This window comes from Bradyrhizobium sp. SZCCHNRI20481, assembly GCF_032485055.1.
GTDB lineage: Bacteria > Pseudomonadota > Alphaproteobacteria > Rhizobiales > Xanthobacteraceae > Bradyrhizobium.
The window spans coordinates 100,300-122,217 of record NZ_JAUEUE010000009.1 but is presented as its reverse complement, the minus strand read 5'-3'; the positions used below and the strand labels follow the sequence as shown (position 1 = coordinate 122,217).

At 65.7% G+C, this 21,918-nt stretch carries 13 protein-coding genes; 11 read left to right on the top strand and 2 right to left on the bottom strand.

What is annotated here, in order from left to right; all coding sequences use genetic code 11:
* Positions 1 to 322 precede the first annotated feature (322 nt).
* The 3 genes from QX132_RS16420 (at position 323) to asnB (ending at position 5,743) form a co-directional block, all read left to right on the top strand.
* Entirely contained in the window at positions 323 to 1,372 is a 1,050-nt protein-coding gene (locus tag QX132_RS16420; protein WP_315777126.1) for a hypothetical protein, read from the top strand.
* A gap of 406 nt (positions 1,373 to 1,778) precedes the next feature.
* Complete coding sequence (locus QX132_RS16415) at positions 1,779 to 3,734, top strand: TIGR04372 family glycosyltransferase (protein WP_316161956.1); 1,956 nt, start codon at positions 1,779 to 1,781, stop codon at positions 3,732 to 3,734.
* Between the two features lie 38 nt (positions 3,735 to 3,772).
* Complete coding sequence (gene asnB, locus QX132_RS16410) at positions 3,773 to 5,743, top strand: asparagine synthase (glutamine-hydrolyzing) (protein WP_316161955.1); 1,971 nt, start codon at positions 3,773 to 3,775, stop codon at positions 5,741 to 5,743.
* Between the two features lie 102 nt (positions 5,744 to 5,845).
* On the opposite strand, the gene QX132_RS16405 is transcribed toward asnB, so the two are convergent.
* Positions 5,846 to 6,808: a lysylphosphatidylglycerol synthase transmembrane domain-containing protein gene (locus tag QX132_RS16405; RefSeq protein ID WP_316161953.1), complete on the bottom strand. Its 963-nt coding sequence runs from the start codon at positions 6,806 to 6,808 to the stop codon at positions 5,846 to 5,848.
* A 186-nt stretch (positions 6,809 to 6,994) separates the two neighbouring features.
* Between QX132_RS16405 and QX132_RS16400 the strand changes: the two genes are divergently transcribed.
* From QX132_RS16400 to QX132_RS16375, 6 genes are all read left to right on the top strand, one after another.
* A complete protein-coding gene (locus tag QX132_RS16400; RefSeq protein ID WP_315782703.1) occupies positions 6,995 to 8,278 on the top strand; it encodes a nucleotide sugar dehydrogenase in 1,284 nt (427 codons plus the stop codon).
* Between the two features lie 10 nt (positions 8,279 to 8,288).
* Complete coding sequence (locus QX132_RS16395; RefSeq protein ID WP_315782701.1) at positions 8,289 to 9,305, top strand: NAD-dependent epimerase; 1,017 nt, start codon at positions 8,289 to 8,291, stop codon at positions 9,303 to 9,305.
* An 11-nt stretch (positions 9,306 to 9,316) separates the two neighbouring features.
* A complete protein-coding gene (locus tag QX132_RS16390) occupies positions 9,317 to 10,729 on the top strand; it encodes a mannose-1-phosphate guanylyltransferase/mannose-6-phosphate isomerase (RefSeq protein ID WP_316161951.1) in 1,413 nt (470 codons plus the stop codon).
* Between the two features lie 69 nt (positions 10,730 to 10,798).
* Positions 10,799 to 13,021, top strand: a complete 2,223-nt coding sequence (locus QX132_RS16385; RefSeq protein WP_316161950.1) for a tetratricopeptide repeat protein — start codon at positions 10,799 to 10,801, stop codon at positions 13,019 to 13,021.
* A gap of 81 nt (positions 13,022 to 13,102) precedes the next feature.
* Positions 13,103 to 15,322 (top strand): tetratricopeptide repeat protein, encoded by a 2,220-nt coding sequence (locus QX132_RS16380; protein ID WP_316161948.1) that lies wholly within the window; start codon positions 13,103 to 13,105, stop codon positions 15,320 to 15,322.
* A gap of 84 nt (positions 15,323 to 15,406) precedes the next feature.
* Positions 15,407 to 17,626 carry a tetratricopeptide repeat protein gene (locus QX132_RS16375; RefSeq protein ID WP_316161946.1) on the top strand — a complete coding sequence of 740 codons (2,220 nt, stop codon included), beginning with the start codon at positions 15,407 to 15,409 and terminating at the stop codon, positions 17,624 to 17,626.
* A 13-nt stretch (positions 17,627 to 17,639) separates the two neighbouring features.
* Here QX132_RS16375 and QX132_RS16370 read toward each other — a convergent pair whose 3' ends face one another.
* Positions 17,640 to 18,350 (bottom strand): DUF1223 domain-containing protein, encoded by a 711-nt coding sequence (locus QX132_RS16370; RefSeq protein WP_315782692.1) that lies wholly within the window; start codon positions 18,348 to 18,350, stop codon positions 17,640 to 17,642.
* A 360-nt stretch (positions 18,351 to 18,710) separates the two neighbouring features.
* Between QX132_RS16370 and QX132_RS16365 the strand changes: the two genes are divergently transcribed.
* The gene (locus tag QX132_RS16365; protein WP_316161945.1) at positions 18,711 to 19,721 is read left to right on the top strand and encodes a Gfo/Idh/MocA family oxidoreductase; all 1,011 of its coding nucleotides are present in this window, start codon (positions 18,711 to 18,713) and stop codon (positions 19,719 to 19,721) included.
* Between the two features lie 55 nt (positions 19,722 to 19,776).
* Positions 19,777 to 20,928, top strand: a complete 1,152-nt coding sequence (locus QX132_RS16360; RefSeq protein ID WP_316161943.1) for a DegT/DnrJ/EryC1/StrS family aminotransferase — start codon at positions 19,777 to 19,779, stop codon at positions 20,926 to 20,928.
* Positions 20,929 to 21,918: the final 990 nt, after the last annotated feature.

Genomic DNA, 21,918 nt, shown 5'->3' with positions numbered 1-21,918 from the left:
TCTCGAAAAGGGCGGGCCCTTTTCGATCAATGATTCTTCTGCTATGGCAGCTCGAAAATCTGACCAACGACGCCAATCCGACGACGCCATGATGGGGTTTCGCGCAATCACTCTCGCCGATGATCGCAGCGGCGAGGAAACCCTCTATGGGCCATGCAGATGACATCCCGATAGGTCTGCGCTCTCGCGCGCAAAGCAAACTGGGGAGGAGCGGGAAACCCTCTGTTCCACCGGCTGACGTCGTGTCTAGACTCTCGTTGTCGAAGCCGAAAGCAGCTGCCACGACACCCACCGAGACAACCTATCGAGCGGGAATTGCGTCATGTCGACAGTCGGCCGGTCTGCACCGGAAAAGTCAGCTGAACCGGGTGGATTCGGGCGCTATCTCATCGCAGTCGGAATTGTGGGCCTGGCGGCCGCGTTCGCGTTTTCGCTCGGTTTGTCGCTGTTCTCGTCCGACGTGTGGACGTTGCGCGACGGAGTGCTGCAGATTCCGCGCCAAGGCGACACCAACTGGTATCGTGATTTCGGAGGCCGCAGCATTCCGCAGATCCAGGACCAGGATATCTTCTACAGCAACCTCGGAGGATCGGTCGAAGCCGCCAAGCGGGCTGACATTGTCTTTCTTGGTCCGTCCTTCGTCAGCTATGCCGTGGACCGGCAGACGCTCGCGCAATCGCCGGTGCTCGGTCGATTGGGGATCTACAACATGGCCTTCGTGGGCATTCGCGGCGGTGAGTTCTCGCGGCTCGTGATCCAACGTTGGAAAATCCGTCCGCGTCTGTGGATCATCAATGCCGACGATCAGTTCGTGCACTTTTTCAGCAACGATCTCAACGTCACTCTTGGTCCGCAGAAACAGCCCATTGCCGCCGTCCAGCGCAATCGAATGCGGGGGTACCTGACGGTGATCGGCCGCAATTTGCACTGGCGTATCGAGGACTTGGTTGCGGCGTATCAGAATGGCTATTTCTCGCCCACCGGCCTCTATCGCAACATCACTGATGGTGACATGGCGCTGGATGCCAATCCGGGCTACGTCGCCTTGGGCAACAAGCCGATGCTGTCGGCCCGCAATCCTGACTGCCATACGACCCCCGCGATTGTCGACTATGCGAAGAGATTTCTCAATGAGGTGGGCGGACAGGTCGTGCTCACATTGGTCCCGCATAGCCAGTCTTGCGTCCAGCAGGCCGCGGAACTGGCGAAAGAATTGAACATCGAGTTGATCGCGCCGCCATTCGATGGCCTGACGACGATTGACGGCGGCGGCCATTTGGATCGGCAGGGCGCTCAGGTCTTTACGAGCCATCTTGCTCGCGAGATCGTCAAGACGGCGGCCTTCAAACGGGCATTTCCCGACGGCAAATGATTGTGCGGGATTTCAGCAAAAGGCGACGCCGGCGCCATGCCGGTTCGTCCGAGACGTCGACGTCTCCCTGCCATCAGGGGCGATGTGACCAGGTGCGGTTGGATGCCGGAATTTCTGAATTCTCCTCTCTCTTAGGTTTGCTCGCGTTCATCCCCATGTTCGGCTTGGAAAATTCCCGACACCTCTGTTATAGGTGCGATCCAAACGGTTCAATCCCTGGTTGGCATTTGCGGGGCGATGTCTCCTTGGGGGAATCTCGCATTCGACCCGGCGAGCGTGCTGTCCTCATCCCGAGAAGTGATCCCGGGCGCGCAGCGCAGGCGACTTGAACGGCCGGTCGTCCAAGCTCTGCCTTGATCCGAACGCGCGGAATCGGGGATTTCAAGGTTGTGTGGAACTTGGTCGTATGAAACTGCAAAAGCGAAGGCCGATGCGCGGCGGGCGCCGACGGTTTGTCTACCAGGTCTTTGTCATAGTCGGGGCGACCCTCAATCTGCTGCCGCGACGCGTGGTGTTCCTTGGTCTGGTGATCGCCTTCGCCGCGAGACTTCCGCTCAGGCGGCGCCTGGCTCAGGCGTATTTTCCCTATGTGACGTCATATCTTGCAACTCGGCCGGAGTTTCGTTTTTCGACGGCTCTCAGCCGCCATTTTCCCGCTGCCTCGCTTCGAGCCCTGAGCAGCATCGGTGCCTATCGCGAGGCCGCCGGCATGGTCGGCCGCGATGCCTTGGCGTCCGATGACGCGGAGACCAGATACGCGCTGGTTCGATCCTTGTTCGAGCTGGGCGAGTTTTCGGAGGCGCGCGACGCCGCGGCAGGAGCGAAGCCCGAACAGCTCGAGGCGATGGTCGATCTCGCCTTCTACAAGGCCATGGTCGACCTCATCGAAGGGGATGAACCGGCGGCGCTCGATGCGATGTTCTGGGCGTGTCGGAGCAGCCTGCATTTTTTCCGTCCCCACCAGAACATCGCGGCTCGGAATTCACCGCGTTACTTCCCGAACAGCCTCGATTTCCTCTGCGGGGCCCGCGGCCGGCTGTTCGACCTGTGCAACTTCACGGGCCAGCGCGTGATGCATGTCGGTCGCGGCGAGATTGCAATTCGCTTGTACGAGCGGGCTTTGAACGTGCAGCAGGAACTCCGGGCATCGCCGCCACCGCTTTCTGATGAGTTGAGGCGGCTGCTCGACCGGCTCGGCGTGACCCTGGATGCGCTGCGGCTCGTTCCTGAGGAATGGGCGACGCAGATCGGCCATCTGGGCATGCTCGACATCCTGTTTCGCATGCGAGAGCTGGGCTGGTGGTCAGGCGAAGCCGTGATCGTCGTCCGCCCCGACAGCATCGCCAATGCGGTCTTCTTCAAGCTGTTTGAAAGTTTCGGCAAGGTCGTGGTGATCGGTGAAACCGTATCGGAGCGACTGGGTGAAGAACTGCTGTCCTTGCAGCGCTGGTACGGGTTGAATTTCAACGCGTTCAGGCTGCCGGACGGGCGGGTCGTACCTTGGCAGGACGCCGGTGCGATCGCCATCGAACAATGGGAGCGCGAGGGAAGAGGGCATCCGCTGCGTGACGCCTACGATCGGAGTGCGGCCGCCGCAGCGGCTGGCTTCGACGCGTTCCGTTCCAGCCACGGCATGAAGCCCGACGACTGGTATGTGTGCCTGCACACGCGGGACGCTGCGCACTATTTCGAGTTCATGGGCACAGGGCAGACCCATCGCAATGCGCCGATCGAGACGTCTTTGGACGCCATTCGTCTGATCACCACCCATGGCGGATGGGTCATCAAGCTCGGTGGTCCGAACTCGCCGAGGCTTCCGCCGATGGCTCGCACGATCGATTACGCGCTGAGCGAATTCAGATCGGAGCTGATGGACATCCACCTGATTCGCCATGCCCACGCATTCATTGGGACGACGTCCGGGTTGACGAATGTCGCTGTCAGTTTCGGCATTCCTTGTGCGATCGTGAATGCGATCACGACCGACGCCCAGCTGTGGAACAGCAACGTCCGTTTTGCCCTCAAGCCCGTCAGGCTAGCAGACGGCACCGTGCTGACGCAGCATCAACTGACGACGTCGCCCTGGCGCTGGCGCGTGTTCGATGCGGCCGTGCTGGGCCGGAGCGGTGCGCATCCGGAGACCAACTCGGCGGACGACATCCGCCACACGGCCGATGAGGTCCTGGCCATCGCCGACGGTCGGTTGGCTGAATTCGAAGGCGATCACGATGGCGCAGGACTGTTGTCGCGCTGGAGGCGTGCGCTGGGGCTGCCCTATTACTACGGCACCAGCCGTCCGAGCCTCGGTTTCCTGGCCAATCATGAGACGGAGTTGCTGCGCGACGCCGTCGAGGGCCACTGAGCCATGCAGATGGGGGACGGGGTGGCGGAGATGGCACCATGTGCGGCATAGCCGGCCTGCTTCGCCCCGGCGGAGCCGACGAGGCCCAACTGACCGGAATCATTGATCGCATGACGACGGCGCTGGCGCATCGGGGGCCAGATGCGTCCGGCAGTTGGATCAGCGCTGCGAGGGGCCTCGCCTTCGGACATCGCCGTCTGGCGATCCTCGATCTCTCCGAGGCCGGGGCGCAGCCGATGCACAGTGCCTGCGGGCGCTACACCGTCACCTTCAACGGCGAGATCTACAACCATCTCGATGTCCGTGCCGAGCTGGAGGCCGGTGGCGACGCGCCGAATTGGCGCGGTCATTCCGATACCGAAACGCTGCTCGCCGCGATCAGCCGATGGGGCGTTCGACCGACGCTTCAGCGCCTGATCGGCATGTTCGTCTTCGGGCTGTGGGACGCCGAGACTCGGCAATTGATCCTGGCACGCGACCGCTTCGGCGAAAAGCCGCTGTTCTACGGCTGGAGCAACGCTGATCTGGTGTTCGGCTCCGAGCTCAAGGCGCTGGCGGCGCATCCCTCCTGGGCGCCGTCGCTCGACCGAGCGGCGCTCACGGCGTTCATGCGCTATTCCTACGTGCCGGCGCCCGCCACGATCTGGACCGGCATACGCAAGCTGCCCGCGGCGTCGTTCGTGAACTTCCCCGCGGATGCGACTCCTGGCGGCTGGCCGCTGCCGCAACCCTATTGGTCGCTGCGCGATCGTGTCGCCGCCGCTCAGGACGATCGCATTGCCGACGAGGGCGAGGCGGTCGAACGGCTGGAGCAGCTGCTGTCGGTGGCCGTGAAGCGACAGTGCTTGTCGGACGTGCCGCTCGGCGCGTTCCTGTCCGGCGGCGTCGATTCGTCGACGATTGTCGCCCTGATGCAGGCGCAGGCGGGCCAGCCTGTGCGCACCTTCAGCATCGGCTTCGCCGAAGGCGGCTACAACGAGGCCGAGGACGCGCGCAACGTCGCGCAGCATCTCGGCACCGATCACACCGAGCTCTATGTCGATGCGCGTACCGCGATGGACGTGGTGCCCAAGCTGCCGCGGATCTATGACGAGCCGTTCGCCGACTCCTCGCAGATCCCGACGCATCTGGTCGCGCAGCTCGCGCGCCGGCATGTGACTGTCGCATTGTCAGGTGACGCGGGCGACGAGCTGTTCGGCGGCTACAACAGGCATGTCTGGGGCGGCGCGCTGCAGGCGCGCCTTGGTCGCGTGCCGATGTCGCTGCGGCGTGCGATTGGTGCCGTTCTCGGTGCGATCGCCCCAGAGCCGGCCGATACGGTTCTCAGGGCGCTGCAGCCGGTGTTGCCGGCCCGATTGAAGGTTCGGCATGCCGGCGATCAGGCGGCCAAGCTCGGCCGCGTCATTGCCGCCGACGGCTTTGATGGCCTCTACCGGGCGCTGTGCTCGATCGATCAGGATCCGGCCGGGACGGTGGTGGGCGGCATGGAGCAGGAAAGTTGGGCAGGGAACGAGATGCGGCAGCTTGCGGCACAGCTCGACCCGCTCGACCGCATGACCCTGGCGGACTCCCTCAGCTATCTCAGCGACGACATCCTGCAGAAGGTGGATCGCGCGGCGATGGCGGTGGCGTTGGAGACGCGCGTGCCGTTCCTCGACAAGGACGTCGTCGAGTTTTCAGCCAAGGTTCCTTCCGGCATGAAGGTGCGGGACGGCCGCGGCAAATGGCTGGTACGGCAGGTGCTGTATCGCCACGTGCCGGCTGAGATGATCGATCGGCCGAAGACGGGCTTCAGCATTCCCCTCGACGCGTGGCTGCGTGGGCCGTTGAAATCGTGGGCCTCGGACCTGCTGTCGCCGGAGCGGCTGAGGCGGCAGGGTCTGTTCGATCCGGTGCGGGTGACGCGCATGTTCGACGAGCATCTCAGCCGCCGCCACAATCATTCCTACTGGCTTTGGAACGTGCTGATGGCGCAGGCCTGGCACGACGAATGGGCGCGCGCCGCTTAGAGCATGATCCGGAAAAGTGGAAACCGGTCTTCCGAAAAGATCATGCTCAAACAAAGAGGTGAGATCATGATGCGATTCCGTGGAATCGCATCATGATCCAGGTCAGTCTTCGACCGTCGCGGGAACGGCGAGGCGGCCAGCGCCCTTTTCGGCGCTGAGAATCCACACGAGGCCACCCATGCCGCCGACGATGAAGTAGACCACGCCGAACAGGATCGAGACCACGGTGCCGTCGGCCGGCGCAAGCCCGGCATAGCCGAATGCGACCATCATCGTCGCCTCGCGGACGCCCCAGCCAGCGATCGAGATCGGCAGCATCGTGATCAGCATGATCGGCGGGGTCAGCAGGAATAGCTGTTCGAATGCGGCTGGCGCCGCGATGGAGCGCACGGCGCACCAGGCGATGACGACGGCCAGCACGTGGATCGAAAGCGACAGCACGGCGATCTTCGCGGCCGTGGTCCGGCCGAAGATCACCCTGTTCGCGATCACCGAGCAGGCATAGACGTGGCGCGTCGGCCACCACGCCTTCATCCACGCCGCCGGCAGATGGCCGATGGTGAGGAAGCCGACGCCGGCCGCCAGTGCGGCGGCGTCGACCAGCACCAGGGCCAGGCGCCCGTGCTGGTCGGCGATCATGCCATAGCTCCACGGCAGGCTCGCGACGATGATCAGCGCCAGCGCGATGAAGCCGACGGCGCGGTCGGTCAGGATCGAGTAGCTGGCTGCGCGCCAGCCGGCGCCGGTGCGCCCGATCAGCCACAGCCGCACGGCGTCGCCGCCGATCGAAGACGGCAGGGTCTGATTGAAGAAGGCGCCGATCATGTTGTAGCGGAACGCCTGCATGTCCGTCAGCGGCGCGCCGCACAGCGCGGAGATCTCGCGCCACCGCAGGGCGCCGATGAAGATCTGCACCAGCGTGATGGCCACCGCCAGCCCGATCCAGCCGATGTTGATCTGACTGAGCCGCTCGCGGATCGCCGCAAAGTTGATCCCGCGCAGAGCGAGATACAGCAGAGCCAGCGACACCACGATCCGGAGGAGAAGAATCAAAAACGCACGCATGCCAGGCTGGCTTCGCTCTTGGTTGAAACGGTCCAAGCCGAGTGCGATACGCGCAACGCCCGTCCTGGCAGGGCCGGACCCCGGGTAAGGGGAGCCGTAGCCGCCCCTTGCGGTCCTGATGCCCCGGTGGCTAAACAGTCGCAGGGGTGGCGTCAATGGCCTCCGAAACGACCGGAATATCAATTTATGTCTCATGGCCGGAAGATTGCGGTGATAGGCCTTGGCTATGTCGGCCTGCCGGTCGCGGCTGCGTTCGCGCGGACAGGCTGCCCGGCGATCGGGTTCGATATCGATGCGGCCCGCGTCGCAGAGCTGAAGGACGCCAGGGATCGGACCTGCGAGGTCGATGCGGGCGATCTGCGGCGGCCGGGCCTGCGCTTCACCAGCGAGCCGGCCGATATCGAGACTGCCGATTTCTTCATCGTCACGGTTCCGACCCCGATCGACAGCGCACGTCGGCCCGATCTGGGCGCCATGCTGGCCGCGACGCGCGCCGTTGGCGCCGTTCTGAAGCACGGCGACATCGTCGTCTATGAGTCGACCGTCTACCCGGGCGCCGTCGAGGAAGACTGCGTCCCGTTGCTGGAGAGCTGCTCGGGCCTGAAGGCGGGGGCCGATTTCAACGTCGGCTATTCGCCGGAGCGCATCAATCCCGGTGACAAGACGCATCGCTTCGAGACCATCACCAAGGTCGTCTCGGCACAGAACCCGCAGACGCTCGAGATCGTGGCGGCCGTCTATGGCTCGGTCGTCACGGCCGGCATTCATCGTGCGCCCTCGATCAAGGTCGCCGAGGCGGCGAAGGTGATCGAGAACACCCAGCGCGATCTCAATATCGCCTTCATGAACGAGCTGTCGCTGATCTTCCAGGCGCTCGAGATCGATACCGGCGACGTGCTCGCAGCCGCCGCCACCAAGTGGAACTTCCTGCCCTTCACGCCCGGCCTCGTCGGCGGTCACTGCATCGGCGTCGATCCCTATTACCTCACCTATCGCGCCGAGAAGGCGGGCTACCATCCTGAGGTCATCCTGGCGGGCCGCCGCATCAATGACGAGATGGGCCGGCGCATTGCGCGCGAATGCATTCGCGGGCTGCTGAAGCGGAAAGGGCGCAGCGGCCTCGTCACGATCCTCGGCATGACCTTCAAGGAGAATGTGCCGGACATCCGCAATTCGCGGGTGATCGACATCATCAGCGAACTGCAGTCGTTCGGCGTCGAGGTGCAGGTCGCCGATCCCCTGGCCGATACGGCGGCGGTGCACGAGGAGTATGGCATCGGCCTCACGGCAGTTGACGCGCTGCGTCCAGCCGACGCGGTCGTGCTGGCCGTGTCGCACGATCAGTTCCTGGCCGGAGGCTGGCCTTTGGTTCAGAGCCTCCTCGGCGAGGAGAGCGGCCTCGTGCTCGACGTCAAGATGAAGCTCGACCGCGCGAGCAAACCCGCCGCCATCGAACTGTGGCGACCCTGACGGAGCGACCATGGCAGATCATCCCATCCTCGTGACCGGCGCCGCCGGCTTCATCGGATTTCACCTGTCGCAGCGGCTGCTCGCCGAGGGACGGCAGGTGGTCGGCATCGACAACATCAACGCCTATTACGATCCGAAGCTGAAGGAGGCGCGGCTCGACATTCTGAAGGCGGCGCCCGGCTTCACCTTTCACAAGCTCGATCTCATCGACCGTGCCGGCATCAAGGCGCTGTTTGCCCAGCATCGCTTTCCCGCCGTGGTGCATCTCGCGGCCCAGGCCGGCGTGCGCTACTCGCTGGAAAATCCGCACGCCTATGTCGATGCCAATCTCGAGGGCTTCATCAACGTCCTCGAGGGGTGCCGCCATCATGGCTGCGAGCATCTGCTGTTCGCATCGTCCTCATCGGTCTATGGCGCCAACACCAAGCTGCCGTTCTCGGTCAAGGACAATGTCGATCATCCGATCAGCCTCTATGCGGCAAGCAAGAAGGCGAACGAGCTGATGGCGCATTCCTACAGCCATCTCTATCGCCTGCCGGCCACCGGGCTGCGCTTCTTCACCGTCTACGGCCCCTGGGGCCGTCCCGACATGGCGATGTTCATCTTTGCCAAGGCCATCCTCGCAGGGCAGCCGGTCAAGCTGTTCAATCAAGGCCGGATGCGGCGTGATTTTACCTATGTCGACGACATTGTGCAGGCCATCGTCCGCCTGATCGGCCGCCCGCCCCAGGGAAACCCGGATTGGGATGGAAACAGGCCCGATCCGTCGAGCAGCCGGGCGCCATGGCGGATTTACAATATCGGCAACAATCATCCCGAACAGCTGATGGACGTGATAGTACTACTAGAGAAGGAGTTCGGGCGGCCGGCCATCAGGGAGATGCTGCCGATGCAGCCCGGCGACGTCGAAGCGACCTATGCTGATGTCAGCGACCTCGAACGCGACATCGGCTTCCGGCCGGCGACCTCGATCGCCGACGGCATCGGACGTTTTGCGAAATGGTACCGCGACTATCACCGAATTTAACGGGTTGATTCATGACCGGACGCATCATTCCTCTCATCATGTGCGGCGGCGCTGGGACCCGGCTGTGGCCGGCATCGCGGGAGGTTCGCCCAAAGCAGTTCCTGCCGCTGTTCGGCGCCCGTTCCACGTTCCAGGACACGCTGCTGCGCGTATCCGATGCCGATTTGTTCGAACGGCCGATCATCATCACCAACCTTGCCTATCGCTTCATGGTGCTGGAGCAACTGGCCGAAATCGGTATCGAGGCGGACGTGCTGCTGGAGCCGATGCGGCGTGATTCTGGCCCGGCCATCGCCGCCGGGGCCGCCTTCGCCCAGTCGCGCAACCAGGACGCCGTTGTGCTGGCGCTTGCGGCCGATCACGTCGTTCGTGACACCGCGGCCTTCCTCGCGGCGTGCCGGCAGGGGCTCGCTGCCGCCGAGGCCGGCCGCATCGTCACCTTCGGCGTCAATCCAGAGCGCGCGGCCACCGAATATGGCTATATCAGCCCGGGTGCATCGGTATCCGGGGAAGTGCGGGCCGTCGCAAAATTCGTCGAGAAGCCGGATCAGCCGACCGCCGAGCGCTACATCCGCGAGGGCTATCTCTGGAACAGCGGCAACTTCATGTTCCGCGCGTCGGTCCTGCTCGATGAATACCGCAAGTTCGACGCGGGCAGCGTGCAGACGGTGATCGACGCTGTCTCCAAGGCCGGCCGCGACCTCGGTTTCATCATCCTGGATTCCGATGCCTTCGCGGCGGCCAAGCCGATCTCGATCGACTATGCCGTGATGGAAAAGACCGAACGTGCCGCCGTGGTGGCGGTGTCGTGCGGCTGGTCTGACGTCGGCTCCTGGCATGCGGTCTGGGAACTGTCCGACAAGGACGGGCAGGGCAATGCCGCGCGCGGCACCGCCGTGTTCGAGGATTCCCGCAACTGCAACGTGGTCACCGACAAGGCGCTGGTCGCGCTCGAGGGCGTCGACGATCTCGTCGTGGTGGCGGCGCAGGATGCCGTGCTGGTGTCGCGCCAGCGCGATGCCAACGGCTTGAAGCGGCTGGTCGCCAAGCTCAAGACCGTGGCGCCCGAAGTGACCGAGGCGCACATCAAGGTGCACCGGCCCTGGGGCAGCTATCAGTCGGTCGACAATGGCGAGCGTCATCAGGTCAAGCGCATCATCGTCAAGCCTGGCCAGCGCCTGTCGCTGCAGAAGCACTATCACCGGTCCGAGCACTGGATCGTGGTGCGCGGCGCGGCGCGGGTCACCGTGAACGAGACCGTCAAGACCGTGCATGAGAACGAATCGATCTACATTCCGATGGGCGCGGTGCACCGGCTGGAGAACCCGGGCAAGATCCTGCTGGAGCTGATCGAGGTCCAGACCGGGTCCTATCTCGGCGAGGACGACATCATCCGCATCGAGGACGATTACCGCCGCGAGTAGGGCGGGTCTCGCCTCGAATCACGCGAGCCGTGCTAGACAGCCCCGGACGTCGTCCGCCGGAGAGCTTCGTTGCAAAGCACGATCGGATCGCGCGCGTTCCAGAATGCGCGCCTGCAGAAGAAGAATCGCAAGCAGGCCGATAGCCTGCTTCCGAAGGCCGTCGAGGCCTACCGGGCGGGCCGGCATGCCGATGCCCAGGCCATCTGCGGACAGGCTCTGGCCCTCGTGCCCGATCATTTCGACGCCTTGCACCTTCTCGGCGCCTCCGCGCTCGATAGCGGCCGGCTCGACCTCGCCGAGCAGGCCCTGACCCGCGCGGTCGCCGTGGAGCCGCGCAATGCCGAGGCCCTGGCCAACCTCGGCCTCGTGCTGTTCAGCATGAAGCGCTACGAGGAGGCGCGCGCGGTACAGGAGCGCGCCGTTGCGCTCAAGCCCAATTTCGCCACGGCTCTGACGAGCCTCGGCAACACCCTGATGAACATGCAGCTGTTCGCGCAGGCGATCGAGATGCATGACCGCGCCATCGCCCTCAAGCCGGACTTTGCCGACGCTTATTGCAATCGCGGCATGGCGCAACTGCTCCTGCTGCGCAGCGAAGAGGCCAAACAGAGTTTCGACCGCGCCCTGGCGCTGGCGCCGCGGCACATGCAGGCGACGTTCGGCAAGGGACTGGTCAGCGTCAATCTGCGGCATCTCGAGCAGGCGCTCGCTGCCTTCAACGCGGCGCTCGCCATGAAGCCGGGGACGGCGGCGGTCATCGCGCAGCGTGGCCGTCTCTACGTGCAGATGGGACGGTTCGCCGAGGCCGAGGCCGATTTCGATGCTGCGCTGGCGACCGACCCCGGGCTGGAGGCGGCGCTGCTCGGCAAGGCCCATGTCTGCGTGCTCACCGAGCGGATCGCGCCGGCCATGGTGGCCTGCAAGCGGGTGCTGGAGCAGAATCCGGCGTCGGAGGTGGCGCTGATCTGGCTCGGCACGTGCCTCGCAAAGCAGGGCGATACCGCCGGCGCCATCCAGCACTTCGACCGCGCCCTCGAGATCAAGCCGGATTTCGAGGATGCGATCATGAAGAAGATCTTCGCGCTCGATTTCTATCCCGGCGCCGACGTGGCCGTGCATCAGGCCGTCCGCCGCGAATGGTGGGAGCGGATCGGCGCGCATATCCCGCAGCGCCAGCTTGCCGCCATCGACCGCGACCCGGATCGCCGCATCACGGTCGGTTACGTGTCGTCCGACTTCCGCAGCCATTCGGCCGCGCTGACCTTCCTTCCGGTGCTGCGCCATCACGACCACGCGGCATTCAAGGTCATCTGCTACTCGTGCTCGCCGCTGGTCGATTCCGTGACGGAACAGTGCAAGGTCGCGGCCGACGGCTGGGTCGATGGATCTCAATTGTCCGACGATGAGTTGGCCGATCGCATCCAGGCCGACCAGGTCGACATTCTGGTCGATCTCTCCGGCCACTCGGCTGGCAATCGTCTCACCGTGTTTGCCCGCAAGCCGGCGCCGATCCAGGTCACCGCGTGGGGCAACGCGACCGGCACCGGATTGCCCACCATGGACTACTTCTTTGCCGATCCGGTCACGGTGCCATCGGCGGTGCGGCCGCTGTTCGCCGAACAGGTCTACGATCTCCCGGCGCTGATCACGACGGATCCGCTGCCGGGAGCGCAGGCGACGCCGCTGCCGATGCTGCGCAACGGCCACGTCACGTTTGGCGTCTTCAACCGCGTCGACAAGATATCCGACGAGGTGCTGAGGGTCTGGTCGACGCTGCTCCAAGCGTTGCCGGACGCCCGCATCGTCATCAAGAACGGCGCGCTGGAGGACGCATTCCTGCGCGACACGCTGATCGCCCGCTTCGCCGCGCACGGCGTCAACGAGAGCCGCCTCACCTGTCTCGGCGCCTCGATGCGCCACGAGCACATCGCAGCGTTCGCCAACATCGACATCTCGCTCGATCCGTTCCCGCAGAATGGCGGCGTCAGCACTTGGGAATCGCTGCAGGCCGGCGTGCCCGTGGTCGCCAAGCTCGGCAGCAGCGCGGCGTCGCGGGCCGGCGGCGCGATCGTCAAGGCGATCGGGCTCGACGACTGGGTGGCCGAGGACGACGAGGGATACATTGCGATCGCCCTGAAACACGCGGCGCGGCCGGCCGAGCTCGCTCAGCTCCGCGCGGAGCTGCCGACGCGGGTGGCCAACTCGGCCGCCGGCAATGTCGAGACCTACACGCGCAAGGTCGAGGAGGGGTATCGCCAGTTCTGGCGCCGCAATTGCGCCACTGGCGGCTGAGGCCCATCCGTCGCGGCCTGAAGCAAGGTCGCGCGTGAACAAGCCCGATATGTAGTTCCACGCGTTATTCGGAGGCCGTCTTTGGCAAGCGATGTCGGTTCCCGCGCGTTTCAGAATGCGAGGCTGCAGAAGAAGCATCGCAAGCAGGCCGATGCGCTGATGCCCGCGGCCGTCGCCGCCTATCGCGGCGGTCGCCGTGCCGAAGCCCAGGCGATCTGCAGCCAGATCCTGGCGCTGCTGCCCGATCATTTCGATGCCCTGCATCTGCTCGGCGTGACGGCACTGGACGGTGGCCAAATTGATCTCGCTTCGCAGGCGCTCACCAAGGCCGTCGAGATCGAGCCGCGACATGCCGAGGCGCTCTCCAATCTCGGCCTCGCGCTGTTCAACCGCAAGCGCTTCGAGGAGGCGCGCAAATACCAGGAGCGGGCGATTGCGCTCAAGCCGACCCTCGTGGTTGCTCAAACAGGTCTCGGCAACACGCTGATGCGCCTCGGCCTGCCGGACGAGGCGATTGCGGCGCATGACAGGGCGATCGCGCTCAAGCCGGACCATGCCGACGCCTATTGCAATCGCGGCATGGCACTGCTTCCGCTCGGTCGCAACACGGAGGCCAACCAGAGCTTCGATCGCGCACTGTCGCTCAATCCGCGCCACATGGAGGCGATGTTCGGCAAGGGGCTGGCGAGCATCAACCTGCGTCATCACGCCGAGGCGCTCGCGGCCTTCGATGCGGCGCTTGCGGTCAAGCCCGGTGCGCCGCAGGTGCTGGCGCAGCGCGGCCGGCTGCATCAGATGGCCGGCCGTTTCGACCAGGCGAAGGCGGACTACGAGGCGGCGCTGGCGCACGATCCGATGCTGGAGATGGCGCTGCTCGGCAAGGCCCAGCTCGGCCACTTCAAGGACGTCGCCCAATCCGTCGATGCCTGCCGCAAGGTGCTGGAGCGGAATCCGCGCTCCGAGGAGGCCTGGTTGTGGCTCGGCATCTGCTACGCCAAGCAGGGCGAGGTCGTTGCGGCCGTCGAGCATTTCGATCGCGCTCTTGAAATCAGGCCCGATTTTGCCGAGGCCATGACTGCGAAGATTTTCACGCTCGAGTTCATGCCGGAGGCCGACTTTGCGCTCCAGCAGGCGGCACGGCGCGAATGGTGGCAGCGGATCGGCGCCCACATCCGGCGCCGGCCGGCGCCGAAGCGCGATCTCGACCCGGAGCGGCGTCTGACGATCGGCTACGTCTCCTCCGACTTCCGGAATCATTCGGCAGCGCTGACATTCCTACCGGTGCTCAGGCATCGCGACCCGCAGAATTTCGCAGTCGCCTGCTATGCCTGCTCGCCGGTGCAGGATGCCGTCACGGCGCAATTCCGTGCCTGCGCCGATCTCTGGGTCGACGCCGCGCAGATGTCGGACGACGAACTCGCCGACCGCATCGACGCCGACGGCGTCGATATCCTGGTCGATCTCTCCGGCCACTCCGCCGGCAATCGCCTGCCGCTGTTTGCCCGCAAGCCCGCCCCGGTCCAGGTCACGGCCTGGGGCAGCGGCACCGGCACGGGGCTGCCGACGATCGACTACTTCCTGGCCGATCCGGTCACGGTGCCCGCAACGGTGCGTCATCTGTTCGCCGAGCAGGTCCATGACCTGCCGGCGGTGATCACCACTGAAGCGCTGCCGGACATCGCGCCGACACCGCTGCCGATGCTCCGCAATGGCTTTGTGAGCTTCGGCGTGTTCAATCGGTTGGACAAGATCTCCGATCCTGCGCTGATCGTCTGGACACGGATCATGCAGCAGCTGCCGGACTCGCGCATCGTGATCAAGAGCAGCTCGCTCGATGATCCCCTGTTGCGTGACCGTCTCCTGGCGCGCTTCGCCGCGCAAGGCGTCGCGCCGGAGCGCGTGGTCTGTCTCGGCTGGTCGACGCGCGAGCAGCAGATCGCGCAGTTTGCCGAGGTCGACATCTCGCTCGATCCGTTTCCGCAGAATGGCGGCGTCAGCACCTGGGAGTCGCTGCAGGCCGGCGTGCCGGTCATCGCCAGGCTCGGCTGCAGCGCGGCGTCGCGCGCCGCAGCCGCGATCGTCACGGCGGTCGGGCTCGGCGAGCTCGTCGCCGAAGACGACGACGGGTATGTCGCGCTCGCCGCGAAGTGGGCCTCGGAGCCGGCTGAGTTGGCGAAGCTGCGGGCGGCGCTTCCGGCGATGGTCGCAAGCTCGGCCGCGGGCAATGTCGAGACCTACACGCGCAAGGTCGAGGAGGGATACCGCCTGTTCTGGCGTCGCCATTGCGCCGGCGCCGGCTAGTCCTGGTGTCGCGGCATCCGCTCGTGCCGCATGTGAGTTCACCGCGTTCCCGCGATCTGCACGCCACCCGTGGAGGCAAGTCTCTTGGCAAGCAATGTCGGCTCTCGCGCCTTCCAGAATGCGAGACTGCAGAAGAAGCATCGCAAGCAGGCTGACGAGCTCATGCCGCGCGCCGTGGCGGCGTATCGTGCCGGCCGTCACGCCGAGGCGCAGGCGATCTGCGGACAGATCCTGGCGCTGCTGCCCGATCATTTCGATGCGTTGCACCTGCTCGGCGTTGCGGCGCTCGACGGCGGCCAGCCCGATCTCGCCGAGCAGGCCCTGACCAAGGCGGTCGAGATCGAGCCGCGGCATGCCGAGGCGCTCTCCAATCTCGGCCTCGCGCTGTTCAACCGCAAACGCTTCGAGGACGCCCGCAAATGCCAGGAGCGGGCGATCGCGCTGAAGCCGAACCTGCTCGTGGCGCTCACGGGTCTCGGCAACACGCTGATGCGCCTGGGGCGGCCGGAGGAGGCGATCGCCGCGCATGATCGGGCGATCGCGCTCAAGCCGGACTATGCCGACGCCTATTGCAATCGCGGCATGGCGCAGCTTCCGCTCGGTCGCAACACGGAGGCCAACCAGAGCTTCGATCGCGCGTTGTCGCTCAACCCGCGCCACATGGAGGCAATGTTCGGAAAGGGGCTCGCCAGCATCGCCCTGCGCCATTCCGATGAGGCGCTGGCGGCCTTCGACGCTGCCCTCGCCATCAAGCCGAACGCCGCGCAAGTGCTGGCACAGCGCGGCCGGCTGCATCAGCAGGCCGGACGTTTCGACAAGGCGATGCCCGATTTCGAGGCCGCGCTGGCGCTCGATCCGCGACAGGAGGTGGCGCTGCTCGGCTTCGCGCAGCTCAGTGTGATCAGGGATAACATCGCGCCGGCGATGGACGCTTGCCGCAAGGTGCTGGAGATCAATCCCGCGTCCGAGGTCGCCTGGACCTGGCTCGGCGAATGCTTCTGCAAGCAGGGCGATCTCACGACGGCCCTGCAGCACTTCGAGCGCGCGCTCGCGCTCAAGCCCGACTATGGCGATGCGATCACCGCCAGGATATTCCTGCTCGACTTCATGCCAGACACCGATTTCGCCCAGCATCAGGCGGCGAGACGCGAATGGTGGACCAGGATCGGCAGCCAGGTCGCGCGCCGTCCGGCGCCGGTGCGTGACCGTGATCCGGAGCGGCGCCTGACGATCGGCTATGTCTCGTCCGACTTCCGCAGCCATTCGGCGGCGCTGGTGTTCCTGCCGGCGCTGCGTCATCACGACCACGCCGCGTTCAAGGTGATCTGCTACTCCTGCTCGCCGCTGCGCGACACGATGACGGACCTGTGCCGCGCGGCCGCCGACCTCTGGGTCGACGCCTGGCAGATGTCGGACGAGGAGCTGAGCGATCGCATCGAGGCCGATCAGGTCGATATCCTCGTCGATCTCTCCGGCCATTCCGCCGGCAACCGGCTGCCGGTGTTCGCGCGCAAGCCGGCGCCGGTCCAGGTCACGGCCTGGGGCAGCGGCACCGGCACCGGCCTCCCCACGATCGACTACTTCTTCGCCGATCCGGTGACCGTGCCCGAAGCTGCACGTCATCTGTTCGCCGAGCAGGTCTACGACCTGCCGGCCGTGATCACCACCGATCCCTTGCAGGGATGGCAGCCGACGCCACTGCCGATGCTGCGCAACGGTTACGTCACCTTCGGCGTCTTCAACCGGATCGACAAGATCTCCGAGCCTGCGCTCGCGCTCTGGTCGCGCCTGATGGGCGCGCTGCCGGACGCGCGGATCGTCATCAAGAACGGCGCGCTCGACGAGCCCCTGCTGCGCGACGGCCTCGTCGCGCGGTTCGTGGCGCATGGCATCGCGCAGGAGCGCATCACCTGCCTCGGTCTGTCGACGCGCGATCAGCACATCGCGCAGTTCGCAGGCATCGACATGTCGCTCGATCCGTTTCCGCAGAATGGCGGCGTCAGCACCTGGGAGTCGCTGCAGGCCGGCGTCCCCGTGATCGCGAAGCTCGGCCACGGCGCGGCAGCGCGCGCGGCAGCCGCCATCAACACGGCGGTCGGGCTCGGCGACTTCGTGGCCGAGGACGACGACGGCTACATCGCCATCGCCCTGAAGCACGCCGGGCAGCCGGCCGAGCTTGCGAAGCTGCGGACGGAGCTGCCGGCGATGGTTGGCAGCTCCGCCGCCGGCAATGTCGAGACCTACACGCGCAAGGTGGAGGAGGGCTACCGCCTGTTCTGGCGCCGCACCTGCGCGTCCGCCTGACAGGCGGTCGAAGCTATAGCCGCGCGGCACCGACGATGCGCCCCTCCGGGCTTTCGAGCAGCACGGCCGCATCCTCGCCCTCCGGCATCGGCTCGGTGAGGCGCAGCGCCGTGCCGCTCCAATCGCCGAGCGTGCGCACCGAGCGCACCACGTTCAGCTCCTCCAGCGTGCGGCCGTCATTCTCGCCGCGGCGGATCGCCGTCTCATGCCGATGATCGAAGCCGACCAGCACGACGCGTCCACGTCCTTCACCGCCGCCGACCTCGACCGCGAGCTTGTCGCCATCGCGTGCGAGCTTGACCGGCGCCGCCGTCGCGCTCGCGCCCCTGGCGCGATCGATCGCGGCTCCCACCTCGGCCCTGTTGGAGCCGACATGACCCGTCACCCCGTCGACGACGATCTCCGGCGTGTAGGAGCCGTCGCCGAAGCGGCTGCCGTAGCGGGCCTGGCGATCGGTGGCGGCCGGCAATGAGAACGGGTCCTTCCAGCCCAGCCGGTCCCAATAGGTGACGTGAAAGGCGAGCGGCAGCACGTCGCGGCGCTGCCGCACCAGCTCGTTCAGATAGGCATTTGCAGGCGGGCAGGAGGAGCAGCCCTGCGAGGTGAAGAGCTCGATGACGACAGGCCGATCCACGGCGGCCACCGACGGCGACCACGGGGTAAGCGAGGCGAGCAGCACGGCGAAGGATGAGGCGTAGCGGAGCGAGGCGAGGCTGAGGGTCATGGGTGTTCTCCCGCGATGTGACGTGATCTCCTTCGCTGGCGGGATCCACCGCGTTACCTCCGGCTGCGGCCAACACGCAGGCGTGAAGGCGCCGCAACCGTTCTGTCCGCGGCCTGTCGTGACGCGTGAACAGGGCACTTGCCACACGTGAAGGGCATCGCACACGCCGTTCAAAAGACAGCGGTTTTCGTCCGCGCCCGATGTAACTTTCTGAATCAAATCGTGTCCTGAAAAAGGTTTCCGCATTCGCCTCGCTTCAACCGGCATGCTAGGAGAGCTTCGACCGGTGATTTGCAGTTCGTTAACCGTCATGGCCAATCCGTGACGTCGCAATCCGGGGACATTGATGGGGTCGATGACATGAGTTCCAAGGGGGCGGGCCACAAGGCCGAGCTGAGGCAGGCGCTGCGAGTCGGCGTCATCGGAGCCGGCGTGATGGGCAGCAACCATGCCCGCGTGCTCGCCGGACTGCCCGATGTGCACTTGGTCGGCGTGGTCGATCCGCTGCCGGCGCATCGCAGCCGCGTCACCGAGCTTGCGAACTGCCCGACCTTCGAGACGCTCGATGAACTCGTCGCCGAGGGCGTCGATGCGGTGACCGTCGCGGCTCCGACCCACCTGCATCATGAGCTCGCGCTCGCCTGCATCGCCCGCAAGGTGCATCTGATGGTCGAGAAGCCGATCGCCTCCACGGTGGACGAGGGCAGGGAGATCGTCTCGGCCGCGCATCGCGCCGGCGTCACCCTGATGATCGGCCATGTCGAGCGCTTCAATCCGGCGGTGGCCGCGATCAAGAAGGCGATCGCCGGCGAGGACCTCCTGTCGATCGCGATCACCCGCGTCGGCCCGTTCCCGCCGCGCATGTCCAATGTCGGCGTCGTCATCGATCTCGCCGTGCACGACATCGACCTCATCCGCTGGTTCACCGAGTCCGACATCATCGAGGTGCAGCCGCAACTGTCGAGTGCGGTGGCGGAGCGCGAGGACATCGCGCTCCTGCAGTTCCGCACCGCCTCCGGCGTGCTCGCCCACATCAACACCAACTGGCTGACGCCGTTCAAGGCGCGCAACGTCACCGTGGCGACGCGGGGCAAGTACATCATGGGCGATCTGCTGACGCGCCAGGTCACCGAGTGCTTCGGCTTCAAGCCGGATGGTAGCTACTCGATGCGCCATCTCCCGGTCGGCCATGACGAGCCGCTGCGCGCCGAGCTGATCGCCTTCCTGCACGCGGTGCGCTCGGGCACCTCGCCGGCTGTCACCGGCGACGAGGGCGTCGCGAGTCTGGCGATCGCCACGCAGTGCCTGGAGACCTCGAGCCATCGTCCCGCCGAGGCGGCTGCCACCAAGCGTCGCGCCGTGGCCGGCTAGCCGGCCACGCCTCCGCTTCACCCCATCGTCTCGATCCGAACCTTTGTCAGAGCTCATGAATCAGCACCTGCGTCATCAGCCCATTCCGTTCATCGACACCGCCGCGCAGCGCCAGCGGCTCGGCAAGTCGCTCGACGACGCCGTCGCCCGCGTGCTCGCGCATTGCCAGTTTCTCGGCGGCCCCGAAATCATCCAGCTCGAAGCTGAGCTCGCCGCATTCTGCGGCGCCAAATACGCGGTGAGCTGCTCCAGCGGCACCGACGCACTGCTGATGGTGCTGATGGCCCAGGGCATCGGCCCCGGCGAGGCCGTGCTGTGCCCGTCCTTCACCTTCTGCGCCACCGGCGAGGCCGTGGCGCTCACCGGCGCCACCCCGGTGTTCGTCGACGTGCTGGAGGACACCTTCAACATCGATCCGGCCTCGCTCCGGCGCGGCATCGCCACCGCCAAGCGGCTCGGGCTCAAGCCCAAGGCCGTGATCCCGGTCGATCTGTTCGGACAGAGCGCGGACCATGATTCGGTGGCCGCGATCGCTGGGGACGAAGGCCTGTTCGTGCTCGACGACGCCGCGCAGGGTTTCGGCGCCAGCTACAAGGGCCGCCGCATCGGCACCTTCGGGCTGGCGACCGCCACCAGCTTCTATCCGGCCAAGCCGCTCGGCTGCTTCGGCGACGGCGGTGCCATCCTCACCGACGATGCCGGCCTCCTGGAGCGCCTGCGCAGCGTGCGCGCCCATGGCGGCGGCAGCGACAAATACGACAACGTCCGCCTCGGCCTCACCGCGCGGCTCGACACCATCCAGGCCGCGGTCCTGATCGAGAAGCTCAGGATCTTCGAGGACGAGATCGTCGCGCGCAACAAGGTGGCCGAGCGTTACACGGCCGCGCTGGCCGATGTTGTGAAGGTGCCGCGCCTCGTCGAGGGCTGCACCTCGGTCTGGGCGCAATACACCATCCGCCTGCCCAAGGGCATCGATCGCGACACCTTCGCCGCGGCGCTGAAGGCGCAGGGCATTCCGACCGCGATCTACTATCCGAAGTCGATGCACCAGCAGACCGCCTACCGCATCTTTCCGAGCGCCGATGGCGGCCTGCCGGTCAGCGAGCAGCTCTCCGCCGACGTCATCAGCCTGCCGATGCACGCCTATCTCGACGAGCCGACCCAGGCCCGCATCATCGACGTCGTCCGCGGCGCCCTGCGGGGCTGAGGCATAAGGCATCGTTGACGTCACGCCGCTTGCAGCGGCGCGGCTCACAGCCCCGGCGGGCGATCTGCCCCGCCGACAGTCCCAACCAACACTGTCGTCCCGGCGAACGCCGGGACCCATACCGCGTGATCTCCGAAGCGGGCAGGCGGCCCGTTCCGCGCACCCCACCAGCTGCACAGCGTATGGATCCCGGATCTGCGCCCGCCGCCGCTTCGCGTCGGCCGGCTTGTGCGGGATGACAGCGGTGAGATTAACGGCCGGCTCTCTGTAGGGTGGGCAAAGGCGCGCCCATCTGACGGCTTGTTTCGCCGAGCTATCGCGCGCCGTGCCCACCATTCCCACCACCGATGCGGATGCGCGGTGGGCACGCGACCGCCCTGCGGGCGGCTGCTTTGCCCACCCTACGGCCGCGTTGCTCGCATTCCAATTTACATCTCAAACAGCGATCGACATAGCGGCGCATTCTCGCGGCACCTGGTGCCCGAGGCCTGTGATAAGTTAGTCCCTCGCAAACATGCAGAGGGCACGGGGAATGCCGGGCGCTGGCCGCACCCATGGCCCGCCTGCGGAAAAAAATGCAGGCGGCAGGTACCACAGGTTCAGCCGAGACATCCCGGCATTCCCCGCGCGATGGTTTGAACGGCTGCTTCGCGTTCTCCCCGGTGCTCCGGGCTTTTTGGCCACCGTCATCGGCACTGCGCGCCTTGCGCATCAGCACCAACTTGGCATCAGCGTCGGGATGCCAGGACCACGCGACTTGACCGTGCGCATCGATGTCGTTCGTCGGCATGGAGAACCACGCTGCAACATCGACACGCCCACCGCATCCCGCCTCAACGTCCGTGACGACCGCGAAGCGCCCCTCTGATCGAGACGGGACGGGGGTAATCAATCATAATTTCTGATAAAAAGAAAGTGGAATATTGTCCCGAAACGGGCTGGGTAGGGGGATGCGCTTGAAGTGGCTTATGAAATGAGTTTTTTGGCGCG

Bases quoted from the DNA above. Each gene is read 5' to 3' on its own strand.
- QX132_RS16420 (WP_315777126.1), top strand. From the start codon at position 323: ATGTCGACAGTCGGCCGGTCTGCACCGGAAAAGTCAGCTGAACCGGGT.
- QX132_RS16415 (WP_316161956.1), top strand. From the start codon at position 1,779: ATGAAACTGCAAAAGCGAAGGCCGATGCGCGGCGGGCGCCGACGGTTT.
- asnB (WP_316161955.1), top strand. From the start codon at position 3,773: ATGTGCGGCATAGCCGGCCTGCTTCGCCCCGGCGGAGCCGACGAGGCC.
- QX132_RS16405 (WP_316161953.1), bottom strand. From the start codon at position 6,808: ATGCGTGCGTTTTTGATTCTTCTCCTCCGGATCGTGGTGTCGCTGGCT.
- QX132_RS16400 (WP_315782703.1), top strand. From the start codon at position 6,995: ATGTCTCATGGCCGGAAGATTGCGGTGATAGGCCTTGGCTATGTCGGC.
- QX132_RS16395 (WP_315782701.1), top strand. From the start codon at position 8,289: ATGGCAGATCATCCCATCCTCGTGACCGGCGCCGCCGGCTTCATCGGA.
- QX132_RS16390 (WP_316161951.1), top strand. From the start codon at position 9,317: ATGACCGGACGCATCATTCCTCTCATCATGTGCGGCGGCGCTGGGACC.
- QX132_RS16370 (WP_315782692.1), bottom strand. From the start codon at position 18,350: ATGACCCTCAGCCTCGCCTCGCTCCGCTACGCCTCATCCTTCGCCGTG.
- QX132_RS16365 (WP_316161945.1), top strand. From the start codon at position 18,711: ATGAGTTCCAAGGGGGCGGGCCACAAGGCCGAGCTGAGGCAGGCGCTG.
- QX132_RS16360 (WP_316161943.1), top strand. From the start codon at position 19,777: ATGAATCAGCACCTGCGTCATCAGCCCATTCCGTTCATCGACACCGCC.